Annotated in this window: 13 protein-coding genes; 6 read left to right on the top strand and 7 right to left on the bottom strand. The window is 67.3% G+C overall.

All coding sequences use genetic code 11. The features are described 5' to 3' along the window. Positions 1-8 precede the first annotated feature (8 nt). Positions 9-2,567 (top strand): TIGR02302 family protein, encoded by a 2,559-nt coding sequence (locus DNX69_RS14430; RefSeq protein ID WP_110786659.1) that lies wholly within the window; start codon positions 9-11, stop codon positions 2,565-2,567. 181 nt (positions 2,568-2,748) lie between these two features. Here DNX69_RS14430 and DNX69_RS14425 read toward each other — a convergent pair whose 3' ends face one another. Both DNX69_RS14425 and DNX69_RS14420 read right to left on the bottom strand, forming a co-directional pair. Beyond that, positions 2,749-3,126, bottom strand: coding sequence for a response regulator (locus tag DNX69_RS14425; protein ID WP_110786658.1), 378 nt, complete (start codon positions 3,124-3,126; stop codon positions 2,749-2,751). 59 nt (positions 3,127-3,185) lie between these two features. Next, the gene (locus DNX69_RS14420) at positions 3,186-4,085 is read right to left on the bottom strand and encodes an MJ0042-type zinc finger domain-containing protein (protein WP_110786657.1); all 900 of its coding nucleotides are present in this window, start codon (positions 4,083-4,085) and stop codon (positions 3,186-3,188) included. Between the two features lie 143 nt (positions 4,086-4,228). Here DNX69_RS14420 and ftsE point away from each other — a divergent pair, with 143 nt between their 5' ends. From ftsE to DNX69_RS14400, 4 genes are all read left to right on the top strand, one after another. Beyond that, on the top strand, positions 4,229-4,888 hold the full coding sequence (ftsE, locus tag DNX69_RS14415) for a cell division ATP-binding protein FtsE (RefSeq protein ID WP_110786656.1): 660 nt from the start codon (positions 4,229-4,231) through the stop codon (positions 4,886-4,888). Then, a complete protein-coding gene (locus DNX69_RS14410; protein WP_165825263.1) occupies positions 4,881-5,867 on the top strand; it encodes a cell division protein FtsX in 987 nt (328 codons plus the stop codon). Before ftsE ends, DNX69_RS14410 begins: the two co-directional genes overlap by 8 nt. Before the next feature lie 157 nt (positions 5,868-6,024). Further along, on the top strand, positions 6,025-6,750 hold the full coding sequence (locus DNX69_RS14405; RefSeq protein WP_110786654.1) for a YdcF family protein: 726 nt from the start codon (positions 6,025-6,027) through the stop codon (positions 6,748-6,750). 13 nt (positions 6,751-6,763) lie between these two features. After that, a complete protein-coding gene (locus tag DNX69_RS14400; protein ID WP_110786653.1) occupies positions 6,764-7,573 on the top strand; it encodes a lysophospholipid acyltransferase family protein in 810 nt (269 codons plus the stop codon). Positions 7,574-7,591: 18 nt separating this feature from the next. Here DNX69_RS14400 and DNX69_RS14395 read toward each other — a convergent pair whose 3' ends face one another. After that, entirely contained in the window at positions 7,592-8,170 is a 579-nt protein-coding gene (locus DNX69_RS14395; RefSeq protein ID WP_110786652.1) for a gamma-glutamylcyclotransferase, read from the bottom strand. Between the two features lie 162 nt (positions 8,171-8,332). On the opposite strand from DNX69_RS14395, the gene DNX69_RS14390 reads away from it, so the two are divergent. Further along, positions 8,333-9,526 carry a DUF2125 domain-containing protein gene (locus DNX69_RS14390; RefSeq protein WP_110786651.1) on the top strand — a complete coding sequence of 398 codons (1,194 nt, stop codon included), beginning with the start codon at positions 8,333-8,335 and terminating at the stop codon, positions 9,524-9,526. A gap of 122 nt (positions 9,527-9,648) precedes the next feature. Here the strand turns inward: DNX69_RS14390 and DNX69_RS14385 are convergent, their stop codons facing one another. The 4 genes from DNX69_RS14385 to DNX69_RS14370 form a co-directional block, all read right to left on the bottom strand. Beyond that, positions 9,649-11,268 carry an ABC-F family ATP-binding cassette domain-containing protein gene (locus DNX69_RS14385; RefSeq protein ID WP_110786650.1) on the bottom strand — a complete coding sequence of 540 codons (1,620 nt, stop codon included), beginning with the start codon at positions 11,266-11,268 and terminating at the stop codon, positions 9,649-9,651. 193 nt (positions 11,269-11,461) lie between these two features. After that, on the bottom strand, positions 11,462-12,445 hold the full coding sequence (gene rocF, locus DNX69_RS14380) for an arginase (protein WP_110786649.1): 984 nt from the start codon (positions 12,443-12,445) through the stop codon (positions 11,462-11,464). 55 nt (positions 12,446-12,500) lie between these two features. Further along, positions 12,501-13,334, bottom strand: a complete 834-nt coding sequence (locus DNX69_RS14375; protein WP_110786648.1) for an acyl-CoA thioesterase — start codon at positions 13,332-13,334, stop codon at positions 12,501-12,503. Between the two features lie 172 nt (positions 13,335-13,506). Next, the gene (locus DNX69_RS14370) at positions 13,507-16,050 is read right to left on the bottom strand and encodes a glycogen/starch/alpha-glucan phosphorylase (protein ID WP_110786647.1); all 2,544 of its coding nucleotides are present in this window, start codon (positions 16,048-16,050) and stop codon (positions 13,507-13,509) included. Positions 16,051-16,312: the final 262 nt, after the last annotated feature.

Genomic DNA, 16,312 nt, shown 5'->3' with positions numbered 1-16,312 from the left:
AGAGATGATTGAGCGGCAGCAATCCCGATCCGTCGCAGGCCCCGCACGATGAAGAGGCGGTCGCGCGGCTGCACCTGGACAAGGCGATCGGACGCGCAACGCTGTCGATCGCCTGGGAGCGCGCTTGGCCGCATCTGGCCCGGCTGATCAGCGTTGCCGGCCTGTTCCTGGCGCTGTCGTGGGCCGGGCTGTGGCTGGCGCTGCCGTTTTCCGGCCGCATCGTTGGTCTGGCGCTGCTGGCCGCTCTCGCGCTCGCCGCCCTGATCCTCGCTCTCAGGTTCCGTTGGCCGAGCCGCGACGAGGCGCTGGCGCGGCTCGACCGCAACACCGGCCTGAAGCATCGCCCTGCGACGGCGCTCGGCGACACGCTGGCGACCAGCGACCCGGTGGCGCGGGCACTGTGGCTGGCGCAGCGCGACCGCACTCTGGCGACGATCCGCGGGCTCAAGCCCGGACTGCCGTCGCCGCGGCTGCCGATCCACGATCCCTGGGGGCTGCGCGCCCTGGTGGTGATCCTGCTGGTCGCGACGTTCTTTGCCGCCGGGGAGGAACGTACTGCGCGGGTGATGGCGGCGTTTGACTGGAACGGCGCGATGGCGCCCGCCAACGTCCGGGTCGACGCCTGGGTGACGCCGCCGGTCTACACCAACAAGCCACCGGTCATTCTCACTTCCGCCTCCAACCAGGATTTGGGCACTGCGGGGAGCGGCCCGCTGCCGGTGCCGGTCGGGTCCACCTTGCTGGTACGCTCCAGCGGCGGCGATCTCGATGTCGCCGTCAGTGGCGGTGTGGTCGAGATCAAGCCGGATAGCGAAGCGCCGAAGGGCACCAGCGAGCGGCTTTTCCGGATCACCGGCGACGGCACCGCTCGGGTCCGGGCGCCGTCGAACGAGACGCCATGGAGCTTTACCGCGACGCCGGATCGCCCCCCGGCCATCGCGCTCGCGAAAGAGCCGCAGCGCCAGGCGCGCGGCTCACTGCAACTGTCCTATAAGCTGGAAGACGATTACGGGGTGACCGAGGCCGAGGCACAGTTCGCCGCCGCTCCGGCCGCCCAGGCGCCTGGCGCCAAGCCGGCGGATGCGGCGCGGCCGTTGTTCGAGCCGCCGCAGTTCAAACTGGTGCTGCCGAATGCCCGCACGCGTGCCGGCGTCGGCCAGACCGTGAAGGATTTCAGCGAAGATCCCTATGCGGGCGCCGACGTGGAGCTGACGCTCACCGCCAAGGACGAGGCCGGCAACGAGGGCCACAGCGAGCCGTTCGCGATGCGGCTGCCGGAACGGCTGTTCACCAAGCCGCTGGCGCGCGCGTTGATCGAGCAGCGCCGGATCCTGGCGCTCGACGCCAATGCCAACAAGAAGGTCCACACCGCGCTCGACGCGCTGCTGATCGCGCCTGAAGTCTTCACCCCCAACGCAGGCCAATATCTCGGCCTCTACACCATCGCCGATCAGCTCGAACGCGCCGGCACCGACGATGCGCTGCGCGAGGTGGTGAGCAATCTGTGGTCGCTGGCGGTGTCGATCGAAGACGGCGATGCGTCGGACGCCGAGAAGGCGCTCCGCGCTGCGCAGGACGCGCTCAAGGATGCGCTGGAACGCGGCGCGCCTGACGACGAGATCAAACAGCTCACCGACAAGCTGCGCGCGGCGCTCGATGCCTATATGCGCCAGCTCGCGCAGCAGCTCCGTAACAATCCGCAGCAGCTCGCACGTCCGCTCGATCCGAACACCAAGGTGATGCGGCAGCAGGATCTCGAGAACATGATCCAGCGGATGGAGCGGCTGTCGCGTTCCGGCGACAAGGAAGCCGCCAAGCAACTGCTCGATCAGCTCGCGCAGATGCTCGAGAACCTGCAGATGGCGCAGCCGGGCCAGGGCGGCGACAGCGACATGGAGCAGGCGCTCAACGAGCTCGGCGATATGATCCGCAAGCAGCAGCAGCTCCGCGACAAGACCTACAAGCAGGGCCAGGATCAGCGCCGAGACCGGATGCGCGGTCAGGACGGCGAGCAGAACCTCGGCGATCTGCAGCAGGATCAGCAGAATTTGCACGACCGGCTGCGTAAGTTGCAGCAGGAGCTCGCCAAGCGCGGCCTCGGCCAGAGCCCGGGTCGCGACAAGGGCGAGCAGGGCCAGCAAGGGCAACAGGGCCAGCAGGGCGAGGGCGGCTTCGATCAGGCCGACTCGGCGATGGGCGATGCCGAAGGCTGGCTCGGCGACGGCAACGCCGATGGCGCCGTGGACTCACAAGGCCGCGCGCTGGAAGCGCTGCGCCAGGGCGCGCAGAAACTCGCCGAAGCGATGCAGCAGGGCGAGGGCGAGGGGCAGGGCGATGGCCAGGGCAACAGGCCCGGCCGTCAGCAGAGCGGCGCCAACCAGACCGATCCGCTCGGCCGCCCGCTGCGTGGCCGCGATCTCGGCGACGATCTCACCGTCAAGATCCCCGGCGAAATCGACGTCCAGCGCGTCCGCCGCATCCTCGAAGAACTCCGCCGTCGTCTCGGCGATTCCGGCCGTCCGCAGATCGAACTCGACTACATCGAGCGGCTGCTGAAGGATTACTAACTCGGCTCATCGCCAGCCACGTCATTCCGGGGCGCTCGCGCAGCGAGCGAGCCCGGAATCCAGAAGTTGGAGCGCCGGGCGGCCCCCAAATAGGGAACTCACTGCCTGGGTCGCCCTCACCCCACCCCTCTCCCGCAGGCGGGAGAGGGAGCGCGCTGCGGCTCGGGGATGGCGTTGGTGATTAGTTGCTTTTCTTCGCTGCCAGCGCATCCGCCACCGCAGTGCGGATGTCGGCGACCGAGAACGGCTTGGTGACGACGTCGTGCACGATGGCATCGAGGCCGGAGGCGCGTTCGCGCTGATCGGCGAAGCCGGTCATCAGCAGGATCGTCAGTTCCGGGAAATCACGCGCTGCGGCGAGCGCCAGCGCGATGCCGTCCATGATCGGCATCTTGATGTCGGTCAGCAGCAGATCGAATTTGCCGTTCTGGTTGGTGAGGATCTCCAGCGCTTCGCTGCCGTCCTCGGCTGTGACGGTCTCGTGGCCGTCCATGCCGATCGCGCGCGCGACCAGGAGGCGCATCGATTCTTCGTCGTCGGCGATCAGGATGCGCGCCATCGTCCTATTCCCTCGTCGCGGCCGGCGCCGGGCCGCGTGCAACGACGCTCATCATGACCTCAGGCCCCACCGGCGGCAATGTCGCGCCGGTTGAAGAAACGCACGTCGATCGCGCGCGCTTCGGCAGGCGGCGACGCCAGCCGCGTCCGGAACCAGGCGATCTCGCCCGGCCGCAGCGCCTGTTGTTCGAGAACCGCGTTCCAGGCGTAGATCTCGGTGCCCTTGCCGTCGCGCACCGCGAACCGCAGTCGCGGCACGTCGACGGTTTTCTTGGTCTGGCCGACGATCACGCCCTCGATCACCAGCACCGGTTTGGCTTCCACCGTCTCGCGGCTGATCTTGACGTCCTTGATCGCCAGCCCACGCAGGTTCACCTCGAACCCGATCATCCGGTAAAACGCCGCGGTCTGCGGCATCAGCCGAACGATGTCGGTGCGCCAGATCAGGAGACCGAGCGCCACCGAACCGAATACCGCGATGCCGAGCGGAGCGTTCAGCAATCCCTTGGCGGCCTTCAGCGGTTCCTTGCGCAGTTCCGCCAGCCGCTCCTTCATGCTGCGCGGCCGGCGTCTGGTGCCGAACGACGGCTTCCGCTTGCGTCGCCGCGGCAGCAGCTCGACGTCGTCATCACCCGGCGCTGGCTCGTTGGCCAATGCGCGCACGAACGGGTCGAGGTCGCCTTGCCCCGGCAAGTCGGCCGTGATCGGCGGGCTCTCGACGACGGGGGTGTCCTGCTCGTCCTCGGTCACGCCCCAGCCGGGATCATTGGCGAGGTCGTCGGTGGCCGGCTGCTGTTCTTCGACCGTCATCGCGGCGACACGCACGTCACTCTGCACGTCTTCGGGCCGCGCCAGCCAGACTCCCTTGCACCGGGAGCAACGCACCGTCCGGCCGGCATCTCCCAGTTTGGCCGGATCGATTGCATAGGATGTCGTACAATGCGGGCAGACGATATGCATGGCGAATCGCTGGCTATAAGGTTCGTCCGATCGTACCGCTCGTCCGTTAACGAATCGGAAACCATAGCCGCCTCACAACGGCGGCACGGGCAGATGGCGTGGCGTGCCCTTTCTCCCCGCGCCGATCGAAATCGGAGCTGAACGTGGTCCGCTTCGAAAATGTCGGCCTGCGCTATGGGCTTGGTCCGGAGATTCTCCGCGACCTCAATTTCGCAATTCCGGCGCACTCGTTCCAGTTCCTGACCGGCCCGTCCGGCGCCGGCAAGACCTCGCTGCTGCGCTTGCTGTTCCTGTCGCTGCGGCCGACGCGCGGCTTGGTCAATCTGTTCGGCAACGACGTCTCGCTGCTCGGCAAGGACGAGGTCGCGGCGCTGCGCCAGCGCATCGGCATCGTGCTGCAGGACTTTCGTCTGCTCGACCACATGACCACCTACGAGAACGTCGCGCTGCCGTTCCGGGTCACCGGGCGCGACGAGTCGAGCTATCGCAAGGAGGTCATCGACCTGTTGAAATGGGTCGGGCTGGGCGAGCGGATGGATGCGCTGCCGCCGGTGCTGTCGGGCGGCGAGAAGCAGCGCGCCGCGATCGCCCGCGCGGTGATCGGCCGGCCGCATCTCTTGCTCGCCGACGAGCCGACCGGCAATGTCGATCCGACGCTGGGGCGCCGGCTGCTGCGGCTGTTCGTGGAGTTGAACAAGACCGGGACCGCGGTGGTGATCGCGACCCACGACATTAATCTGATGGATCAATACGAAGCACGCCGGCTGGTGCTGCACCAGGGGCGGCTGCACGTTTATGAATAGGCTGGGCCCGGTGCGCAGAGCCGACGAACGCGACATCATGGTCGATCTCGGGCACGAGCGCCCGCAGGTGCCGCCGAAGGCGCGCAACGCCTCGCCGATCGTGCCGCGTGCCTCGATTTCCGGCCGCGCTCTGGTCGCCGTGGTGGCGATCATGACGTTTCTGGCGTCGATGACCACCGGGGTGGTGATGCTGATCAGCGCGTCGGCGGCGGAGTGGCAGTCGGAAGTGTCCAGCGAACTGACCGTGCAGGTGCGCTCGATGCGCGGCCGTGATCTCGACCGCGATGCCGAACAGGTCGCCGAGGTGGTGCGCAGCCAGCCCGGCATGGTCGAGGTACGGATCTTCACCAAGGAGGAATCCGCCAAACTGCTGGAACCGTGGCTCGGCACCGGGCTGTCGCTCGACGATCTGCCGGTGCCGCGGGTGATCGTGGCGCGCACCGTTCCGGGCCGCGGGCTCGATCTCGCCGAGCTGCGGCGCCGCGTCACCGAGGCCGCGCCGGGCGCAACGGTCGACGATCATCGCGCCTGGATCGAACGGATGCGGTCGATGACCGGCGCCACGGTGTTTGCCGGGCTCGGCGTTCTCGGCCTCGTCATCGTCGCCACCATCATCTCGGTGTCGTTCGCCACCCGCGGTGCGATGGCGGCCAACCGGCCGATCGTCGAGGTGCTGCATTTCGTCGGCGCCAGCGACCGCTACATCGCCAACCGGTTCTTCCGCCACTTCCTGCTGCTCGGCCTGCAGGGCGGGCTGATCGGGGGTGGGGCTGCGATCTTCGTATTCGGCTTTTCGGAGTCGGTGGCCACATGGTTTTCCGGCACGCCGGCCGGCGACCAGTTCGCGGCGCTGCTCGGCACCTTTTCGCTGCGCCCGACCGGCTATCTGGCGCTCGCCGGCATGGCGGTGTTGATCGCCGGGATTACGGCTTTGGCCTCGCGGCGCACGCTGTTCGGCACGCTGAACTCGATCGAATGAGCGGCCGATGACCGCCGACCTCCCGCCGCGCCGCTGCGGCCGTTCGGCCATCCGGCGGACTCCCTTTCGCCCGAAATCGCATTAGAGTCCGGGCATCTTTTGCAGTCGCCGCCGGTGGTTGCGCAACGCTCGCCATACAAGGTCTATCGCACCTCCCATGCCGTCGTCGTCCGAATACAGCCCGCTTTCTTCGCCGTCCGGCCGCCCGGTCCGAGGCGGCGAGCGGCTGCGCGCGACCATCGTGGCGGTGCTGGCGCTCGGCTTCGTCGCAGTGGCGGGCGGCTTCGTGGTGTTTCTGACGCAATTGCACGGCGCCGAGCAGCAGCCGCGCCACAACGCGGACGGCATCGTGGTGTTGACCGGCGGCTCGTCGCGGGTCTCGGATGCGGTCGAATTGCTGGCGGCCGGCTACGGTAAGCGGCTGTTGATCTCCGGCGTCCACCGCACCAACGGCGCCCGCGACATCTCGCGTTCGGTGCCGGAGAGCCGCGACTGGTTCAACTGCTGCGTCGATCTCGACCGTTCGGCGGTCGACACCCGCAGCAACGCCGCCGAGACCCGGCGTTGGGTGCAGGAGCGCGGTTTCCACTCGCTGATCGTGGTGACGTCGAATTACCACATGCCGCGGGCGATCGCCGAAATGTCCCACGCCATGCCGGACGTCGAATTGATTCCGTTCGCGGTGATCGGCGACAAGTGGCGCGACGAGCCGTGGTGGACCAGTGGCGGAACGCTGCGGCTCTTGCTATCGGAATACGCCAAATATCTCGCGGTCGAGCTGCGGGTGCGCCTGTCGAAGCTCGGCATCGAAGTGATGCCCGAACCGGCCGAGCAGGCCGACCCGGCCGGCGCGCGCAAACCGGCGAACGCCGCCGCCAATTGATCGGACCGTTCCGATGTTCGTGATCTTCCTGCGTTCGTTGATCTTCAACGTGCTATTCTACGTGGTGCTGGTCGGCTGGGTTCTGGTCGCGACCGTGGCGGCGCTGTTCTCCGGCCGGGCGGTGGTGAAGGTCGCCAAGCTGTGGGGCCAGAACAGCATCTGGCTGATGGGTATGATCTGCGGCACCAAGGTCGAATTCCGCGGCCTGGAGAAGATCCCACAGGGGCCGCTGATCGTCGCGCCGAAGCATCAGTCGATGTGGGAGACGTTCGCGCTGCTGCAGTTCTTCGACGAGCCGCTGTACATCCTCAAGCGCGAGCTGACCTGGCTGCCGGTGTTCGGCCAGCTGCTGGTCCGCGCCGGCATGATCGCCATCGACCGCGGCGCCGGCGTCAAGACTCTGGTGGAGATGGCGCGCCGCGCCGGCGAGGAAGTCCGCCGTGGCCGGCAATTGATCATCTTTCCGGAAGGCACCCGCAGGCCGGTCGACGCGCCGCCGAACTACAAAGGCGGCGTCGGCCAGATCTATGTCGATTGCGGCGTCCCGTGCCTGCCGGTGGCGCTGAACGCCGGGCTGTTCTGGCCGCGGCGCCAGTTCATGCGCTATCCTGGAACGATCGTGGTCGAATTTCTCGATCCGCTTCCGGCCGGCCTCGACCGCCGCGAGTTCCTCCGGCAGCTCAGCGGCGTGGTGGAGACCGCCACCAACCGCCTGGTCGCCGAGGCGCGCCAAGAGCAGGCGGAGCTGTTCGGCCGTGCCCCCAGCGCGGTGCCGCATCAGGCCGAGCCGGCGCCGAAGCCGGAGAACGAGCGGGTCGGCTGATCGCCCCTCGGCGCAAGATCACAGCGGAGCCGGTGCCTCGTCGCGCAGTGCTGCGGCAAGCTGGTGCAGCGGCACGTCGCGGCAGCCTTGCGCTTCCAGCGCCTTCACGGTGGCGATCACGTAGTCGCGGTTCGGGCCGGAGCGGCCGTGGCCCTGGCGGACATGGCGAAGCTGCTCGGCATGGGACAGCCGCCCGGCATATTGCGCATGGCCGCGGTCGACCACGTAAGCCAGCGCGCTGATCCGCCGCCGCGCATCGTCCTCCAGCCACACCGAGCGTTTCACCTCGCGATACACGCTGGTGACCTGCTCGCGCTCGCGCAGATACGCGACGGTCGCCATCCGCTGCGCATCGGCGACGCGGAACGCGATGCCGCGGCAGGCGCCGCCGCGATCGAGCCCGAGCACGAGGCCCGGCTGTTCCGGGGTGCCGCGGTGGACGAACGAATACACGCACAGCGCCCGGTGCTCCCCGATCAGCCGCGCCGGCACCCGCTCGACGAAGTCGAAGCCGGGATTCCACATCAGCGAGCCATAGCCGAACACCCAGAGGTCGCCGGCGGTCAGTTCGGATTCGGTGAGAGTCTTGGCAGACATGGGCGATGCGGCGGGCTATCGTGCAAATGACAAATTCAGTCCTTACCGCATCGGGCTGCAAAGCGTGAGCGGTTTGCCGCGCAGGCCGGCCGCATCGGCGGCATGGCGTGCGACAGCCGGTCGCGAATTCCCTTTTCGGGGTTCTCCCCTTAAGTAGGCGCGATGGCAGATTCCCCAATTCCTCCCCGTCGCCCGCTTTGGCCGGTGCTGCTGCTCCCAGGCGTCCTGGTGGCTGCCGCGCTCGCCTGGAGCGCGTTCTGGCTGTTCTCGGCGAGCCAGGTCGACCGCATCGTCGATGAATGGCGGGCCCGCGAATCCAAGGCCGGGCGCAGCTATGATTGCGGCCAGCGCTCGGTGGCGGGCTTTCCGTTCCGCCTCGAAGTCCGCTGCGAGAACGCCAGCGTCGCGCTGACCTCGCAGACTGCCGAACAGGTGGCCAGCCAAACCCCGATGACGGCAAAGCTCGGCGAAATCCTGGTGGTGGCCTCGCTGTATCAGCCGAGCCTTCTGATCGCCGAATTCCAGGGGCCGGCGAGCTTCGCCGATCGCGGTCAGCCGGTGTCGATGGAGCTGAACTGGAAGACCGCCCGCAGCAGCGTCGCCGGGCTGCCGGCCGCGCCGGAGCGGGTCGCTCTGGTGTTCGACGAGCCGGTGCTCGACGGGTTGAGCGGTGCGACCCGGGTGCCGCTCGCCCGCGCCCGCCATGCCGAGTTGCATGGCCGCCAGCGCGAGGCCGCCGGCGCCGAACCGCGCCAGATCGAGGTCGATCTCAGCCTCGACGGCACATCGGTGCAGAACCTGCATCCGCTGCTGTCCGATCCGTTCGACGCGCATCTGCGGCTGCTGATCAGCGGCCTGAAGGACTTCAGGCCGAAACCGTGGCCGCAGCGCTTCCGCGAGCTTCAAGCCGCCGGCGGCCGCATCCGGTTCGAACAGGCGCGGATCCAGCAGGGCGACATGGTGGCGGTCGCGACCGGCTCGCTCGGGCTGACGCCGCATGGCTATGTCGACGGCGAACTGCAGATGGTGGCCACCGGGCTCGACAAGGTGATCCCCAAGCTCGGCATCGACAAGATGCTGGAGCAGGGCGTGTCGCAATCGACGCTCGACCGCCTGGCGCCCGGCGTCCGCGCCAAGGACGTCAACAACGTGCTCGGCGCGCTCGACCGCGCCATTCCGGGCCTCGGCCAGGTGGTGCGCAAGAACGCCAACGTCGCGGCCGTCGCCGGCATCGACGCGCTCGGCCAGGAAACCACGCTGGAAGGCCGCCCCGCCCGCGCCTTCCCGCTGCGCTTCGTCGACGGCGCCGTGATGCTGGGGCCGATGAAGGTCGGGCAGACCCGGCCGTTGTTTTGAGGCGGCGGTTAGTGAGCGTCGCCTCGCTGGCCATTTGAAGTAAGCGTTCCCGCGATCCGCAGCGCGCTCCCTCTCCCGCCTGCGGGAGAGGTGACAAACGTACCGCCCTGCTAACAGCTACCTTAATGCAGCCCCGGCGCTTCATGCCCGGTGCGGGCGACGTATTCGGTGTAGCCGCCGCCGTATTTGTGCACGCCCTCCGGCGTCAGCTCCAGCACGCGGTTCGACAGCGCGGCCAGGAAGTGGCGGTCGTGCGAGACGAACAGCATGGTGCCCTCGAAGTCGGCGAGCGCCTTGATCAGCATTTCCTTGGTGGCGATGTCGAGGTGGTTGGTCGGCTCGTCCAGCACCAGGAAGTTCGGCGGGTCGTACAGCATCCTGGCCATCACCAGCCGCGCCTTCTCGCCGCCGGACAGCACGCGGCAGCGCTTCTCGACGTCGTCGCCGGAGAAGCCGAAGCAGCCGGCGAGCGCGCGCAATGAGCCCTGGCCGGCCTGCGGAAACCATTCTTCCAGTGACTGGAACACGGTGAGTTCGCCGTCGATCAGATCCATCGCGTGCTGGGCGAAGTAGCCCATCTTGACGCTGCCGCCGATGCTGACGCTGCCCGCGTCGGGCGCGGTGGCGCCGGCGACCAGCTTGAGCAGCGTCGACTTGCCGGCGCCGTTGATGCCCATCACGCACCAGCGCTCGCGGCGGCGGATGGCGAAATCCAGATCCTCGTAGATGACGTGACTGCCATAGGCCTTGCGGACATGGCTGAGGCTGGCGACGTCCTCGCCCGAGCGCGGCGCCGGCAGGAAGTCGAACGCGATGATCTGGCGGCGGCGCGGCGGCTCCACCTTCTCGATCTTCTCCAGCTTCTTGACCCGGCTCTGCACCTGGGCGGCGTGCGAGGCGCGCGCCTTGAAGCGCTCGATGAACGCCACTTCCTTGGCCAGCATCGCCTGCTGGCGCTCGAACTGCGCCTGCTGCTGCTTGTCGGCGAGCGCGCGCTGGCCCTCGTAGAATTCGTAGTCGCCGGTGTAGCTGGTCAGCGTGCCGGCATCGATCTCGACGATCTTGTTGACGATGCGGTTCATGAAGGCGCGGTCGTGCGAGGTCATCAGCAGTGCGCCCTCGAAGCCCTTGAGGAACTGCTCCAGCCAGATCAGGCTTTCGATGTCGAGGTGGTTCGACGGTTCGTCGAGCAGCATCACGTCGGGGCGCATCAACAGAATGCGCGCGAGCGCTACGCGCATCTTCCAGCCGCCCGACAGATTGCCGACGTCGCCGTCCATCATCTCCTGCGAGAACGAGAGGCCCGCCAGCACCTCGCGGGCGCGGCCTTCCAGCGCGTAGCCGTCGAGCTCCTCGAAGCGGTGCTGTACCTCGCCGTAGCGCTCGAGGATCTGCTCCATCTCGTCGGCGCGTTCCGGATCGGCGAGCGCGTGCTCGAGCTCCTTCAGCTCGGCGGCGACTTCGCTGACCGGGCCGGCGCCCTCCATCGTCTCGGCGACCGCGCTGCGGCCGCTCATCTCGCCGACGTCCTGGCTGAAATAGCCGATGGTCAGGCCGCGATCGACCGACACCTGGCCTTCGTCCGGCTGCTCCTGGCCGGTGATCATCCGGAACAGTGTGGTCTTGCCGGAGCCGTTCGGCCCGACCAGCCCGATCTTCTCGCCCCGCAGCAACGTCGCGGAGGCTTCGATGTAGAGGATCTGGTGGCCGTTCTGCTTGGAGATGTTGTCGAGACGGATCATGGGCTCACGCGAGGGGAGAAATGCTGCGGCGCGTTTAGCCGATATGGCGAAACGATGCCAGTTCGACGGCCCAACGCGGCGTCATTCCGGGGCGCGCCGCAGGCGCGAACCCGGAATCCCGCAGTGCTTTGAACCTCCAGATTCCGGGTTCGCTCGCTGCGCGAGCGCCCCGGAATGACGACGATGGGGCGGCCTATCCCTCCGGCAGCACGGCGTTGGTCGGCGTCACCCGGTCGGTGATCTGCATGCCGAACAGGCTGCCAATGAGTTCCACCGCGACGCGGGCGGTGCGGCCGCGTTCGTCCAGGAACGGGTTGAGCTCGACGATGTCGACCGAGCGGACCAACCCTGAATCGTGCAGCAGCTCCATCACCAGATGGGCCTCGCGATAGGTGGCGCCGCCCGGCACGGTGGTGCCGACGCCGGGCGCGACCGAGGGATCGAGCACGTCGACGTCGAACGACAGATGCAGCACGCCGCCGGCGGCACGGACGCGGTCGATGACGCGGCGGATCAGCACGCCGACGCCGAATTCGTCGATCGCCCGCATGTCGACCACCGGGATCGCGCGTTGGCGCACCAGCTCTTTCTCCAACGGATCGATCGAGCGGATGCCGAACAGATCGAGCCGGCTCGGCGGGACAGACACCCGCGGCTCGTCGCCGAGCAGATGATCGAGCCCCGGCTCGCCGCACAGGAACGCCGCCGACATGCCGTGCATGTTGGCGGTGAGCGTCGTGGCCGGGGTGTTGTAGTCGGCGTGAGCATCGAACCACAGCACGAACAGCGGCTTGCTTTGCTGTTGCCAGTAGCGCGCGACGCCGTTGACCGAGCCCATCGACAGGCTGTGATCGCCGCCCATGAACAGCGGCACCGCGCCGGACCGTGCCAGTTCATAGGCGCGTGCCGAGATCGCGCCGACCCAGCTCTTCACCTCGCTGTAGTAATTGGCGTTGGCCGGCACCGGATCGTTGCCGCCATCGAGCGCGGTCCGCGTCATGTCGCCGTGATCCTCGACCGTAAAGCCGAGCTGATCGAGCACGCGTCCGATGCCGGCCGTGCGCAGCGCCGCCGGTCCCATCAGCGTGCCGCGCAGCCCCGCCCCGATCTCGATCGGCACGCCGAGCAGCGCGACGCGGCGCGCGGACTCGCTACGTGCGACTTCGGTCTGCGACATGGCGGTGACGCCCCCTCAAATGCGCGCGCGACGCGCGCCGGAGCGCAGCGCCAACTCAGGCTTTGAAATAGGTGATCTGATGCGTGGTCGCCAGCAGCCGTCCGTTCGGCGACCACAGCTCGCCGGTCTGGTCGGAGAAACTTTTGTGAAACACGTTGGCGTCGGCGACGCCTAGCACCGCGGTGATCGGCTCGGCGGCGAGATCGGCGGCGTCGACGTGGAAATACGTCGTCATCGACACCGTCCCGATCGGCAGCAATTCGCCGCGGACGTGGAAGATCCGCGCGAAGAACGCGTCCGCGATCGCCGACAGCGACAACAAATCGAGCGTCCGCGGCACAGCGTGGCCGATCCACGCCTTGGTGTGCGGGCTCGCCGGCTCGGGCAGCGGACCGCCGGCAAAATTCGGCTCGTTCTCGACGAACCGAAATTCGAACTGTTGGATCCATGACGCGGCGACGCCGCCGCGTACATAGACCGGCGCTTCGTCGTAAGATGCGGTCTTTGGCATCTCGGCCGGGCGATGCGTCCAGGTCTCGCGGCGCTGCGCGAATACGGCGGTGGCGAACACTTCGACGCCGGCATCGCCCTGGCTGAGTTCGATACCCCAATGCTGGGTCGAGCGCGTCGCCTTGATCAGCCGCGGCGTCAGCTCGAAGCTGCCGGCGCTGATCGGCGCGCAGAAATTCACCGTGAAGGCGAGCGGGTCGCCGGCGCGCTCCGGCTGTTGCATCAGCGCGCGCAGCAGCGTCGCCGCGGTGGCGCCGCCGAACTGGCCGACAAAGGCGTGGTAATCGTCGCTGGTCGCGCCCTGCCAGCGCCCGCCGTCGAATTCGACGCGTGTCGCGGCGTCGAACGGATGCTGAGTGTGCTCGACTTTGGCGTCCATGGTGCGCTTCCCTTGTTGCTCTTGTTGTGCAGCGCCACCTTGCACCGCGGCGAAGTCGGGTGCAATGGCTGTCGGTCATCATGTGATGAGGGGCAGGCTGCGCCGGTGCGCGGGCCACACGCACGTCATTCCGGGGCGCGCGTGAAACGCGCGAACCCGGAATGACGGGAGACTATCCCGTCTGCCGCGCCGGGGAGGGCTGGGTCGCCGGTTTGGTCGGCACGTTCCAGATCTCGTCGGCGTATTCGCGGATGGTGCGGTCGGACGAGAACCACGCCATCCGGGCGACGTTGAGGATGCCGGCGCGGGTCCAAGCGGAGCCGGCGCGCCAGCGGGCGTCGATGCCGCGCTGAGCCTCGTAATAGCTGTCGAAATCGGCGCTGACCATGTAGTGGTCGAGATGCCGCAGCGCGTGCGCCACCGAAGCGAACCGAGCCCGGTCGTCGGGCGAGAACGCGCCGGAATCGATCGCGCGGATCGCATTGGCGAGCGCCGGCGAGCGGTTGATGACGTCGGTGGCATCGAGCCCCTGGGAGCGGCGCGCCACCACTTCGAGCGCCTCCATGCCGAAGATCGCGATGTTCTCCGCGCCGACCAGATCGCGAATCTCGATATTGGCGCCGTCGAGCGTGCCGATCGTCAGCGCACCGTTCAGCGCCAGCTTCATGTTGCCGGTGCCGGAAGCTTCCATGCCGGCGGTCGAGATCTGCTCCGACAGGTCGGCGGCCGGAATGATCACTTCGGCGAGGCTGACATTGTAGTCGGCGAGGAACACCACTTTCAGCTTGCCGCCGATCGAGGCGTCGTTGTTCACCACCTCGGCGACGTCGTTGATCAGCTTGATGATCAGCTTGGCGTAGCGATAGCTCGCCGCCGCCTTGCCGGCGAAGATCTTCACCCGCGGCACCCAGTCGCGGTTCGGATCGTCCTTGATCGCCTGATACAGCGCGATGGTCTCGAGCACGTTCAGCAATTGCCGCTTGTACTCGTGGATGCGCTTGATCTGGACGTCGAACAGTGCGCTGGGATCGATCCGGATATTGTTGCGCTGACCGATCAGCCGCGCCAGCGCCACCTTGTTGCGATGCTTGACGGTGCGGAACTGCTGCTGGAACGCGCTGTCGCCGGCGAAGGCTTCGAGCCGCTCCAGCCGGCTCGGATCGTCCAGCACCTCGTCGCCCGCCACCGAGCGGATCAGATCGGTCAGGCCCGGATTGGCCAGCGTCAGCCAGCGCCGGAAGGTGATGCCGTTGGTCTTGTTGGTGATGCGACCCGGATAGAGGAAGTTGAGATCGTGGAACACGGTCTCCTTCATCAGGTCGGAATGCATCGCCGAGACGCCGTTGATGCGATGCGAGCCGATGAAGGCGAGGTGGCCCATCCGCACCCGGCGGCCGGCCTTCTCGTCGATCAGCGACACCGAGGCGCGGAATTCGATGTCGCCGGGGCTGCGCGCCTCGGCGAGGCCGAGATGCGCCTCGTTGATCCGGTAGATGATCTCGAGATGCCGCGGCAGCGTGCGCTGGAACAGGTCGAGCGGCCAGGTCTCCAGCGCCTCGGGAAGCAGCGTGTGGTTGGTGTAGCTCAGCGTCGCCACGGTGATCTGCCAGGCATCGTCCCAGCGCAGAGTGTGGACGTCGACCAACAGCCGCATCAGCTCGGCGACCGCCAGCGACGGGTGGGTGTCGTTGAGCTGGATCGCCGCCTTCTTGGCGAGGTTGCGGATCTGGCCGTCGGAATCCAGGTGCCGCTTGATCAGGTCCTGCAGCGAGGCGGAGACGAAGAAATATTCCTGGCGCAACCGCAGCTCGCGGCCCGCCGGGCTTTCGTCGTTCGGATACAGGAATTTGCAGATCGCCTCGGCGCGGGCTTCGTGCGCGGTGGCGCCGAGATAGTCGCCGGTGTTGAACACTTCGATCAAGAGCGGGTCCGGTGCCCGCGCCGACCACAGCCGCAGCGCGTTGACGTGCTCGCCGCGCCAGCCGACGATCGGGGTGTCGTAGGCCATCGCCTGCACGGTCTCGCCCGGCGTCCACACCGCACGGGTGAAGCCCTTGGCGTCGGTCACCTGGTCGACATGGCCGCCGAACTTGACCTGATAGACGACTTCAGGCCGCTGCAATTCCCACGGGTTGCCGAAGCTCAGCCACTCGTCGGGGAATTCCTGCTGCCAGCCGTGATTGATGATCTGGCGGAACAGGCCATAATCGTAGCGGATGCCGTAGCCGTAGGCCGGGATCTCCAGCGTCGCCATGCTCTCCATGAAGCAGGCGGCGAGCCGGCCGAGGCCGCCATTGCCGAGCGCTGCGTCCGGCTCGCATTTGCGCAAATCGTCGAGGCCGACCCCGAGATCGCCGAGCGCGGCGGCGAATTGGGGCAGCAGCCCCATATTGTTCAGCGCGTCGGTGAACAGCCGGCCGATCAGGAATTCGAGCGACAAATAGTACACCCGCTTGCGGCCGGCGTCGTAGCTCTCCTTCTCCGACACCAGCCAGCGGTGCACGATGCGGTCGCGCAGCGCCAAGGCGCACGCCTTGTACCAGTCGTGCTTGGTGGCGTGCGCGGCCTCCTTGCCGATCGCCAGCGTCAGCTTGGCGAGGATCGCACTTTTGATCTCAGCGAGCGCCAGCTCATCGAGGGGCGCTGGCTGGGAGTTTTTTTCTGGTAGCGACTGCACGGGCAAGTGACCATTCCAAGCGGACGAGACCATGACCATACAAACAATAGTCCGCCATCGAAACCCATGACGAGGGCATCGTTGCGGCGCAATGCCTGGGTTTTGTGCAAAAACGCCCGACTCCCGGTGCCTGCACCATTGGCGTCATGCCGATTTGAGGCTCGGACCACGCGATCGCCGGGCCATTGGTCGGGATGGCACCGCGCCCGAGGCGATTCGCGGAGAACAAATTTAGAACATTCTGCAAGGTCTTGAGTTATCATTCTGATTCGGCGCGTTGCGCCGTCTATATCTATGGTCT

This window comes from Rhodopseudomonas palustris (assembly GCF_003226555.1).
Taxonomy (GTDB): Bacteria; Pseudomonadota; Alphaproteobacteria; order Rhizobiales; family Xanthobacteraceae; genus Rhodopseudomonas; species Rhodopseudomonas palustris_I.
The sequence above is the reverse complement of the archived record's forward strand: the minus strand, read 5'-3'. Positions and strand labels throughout refer to the sequence as shown.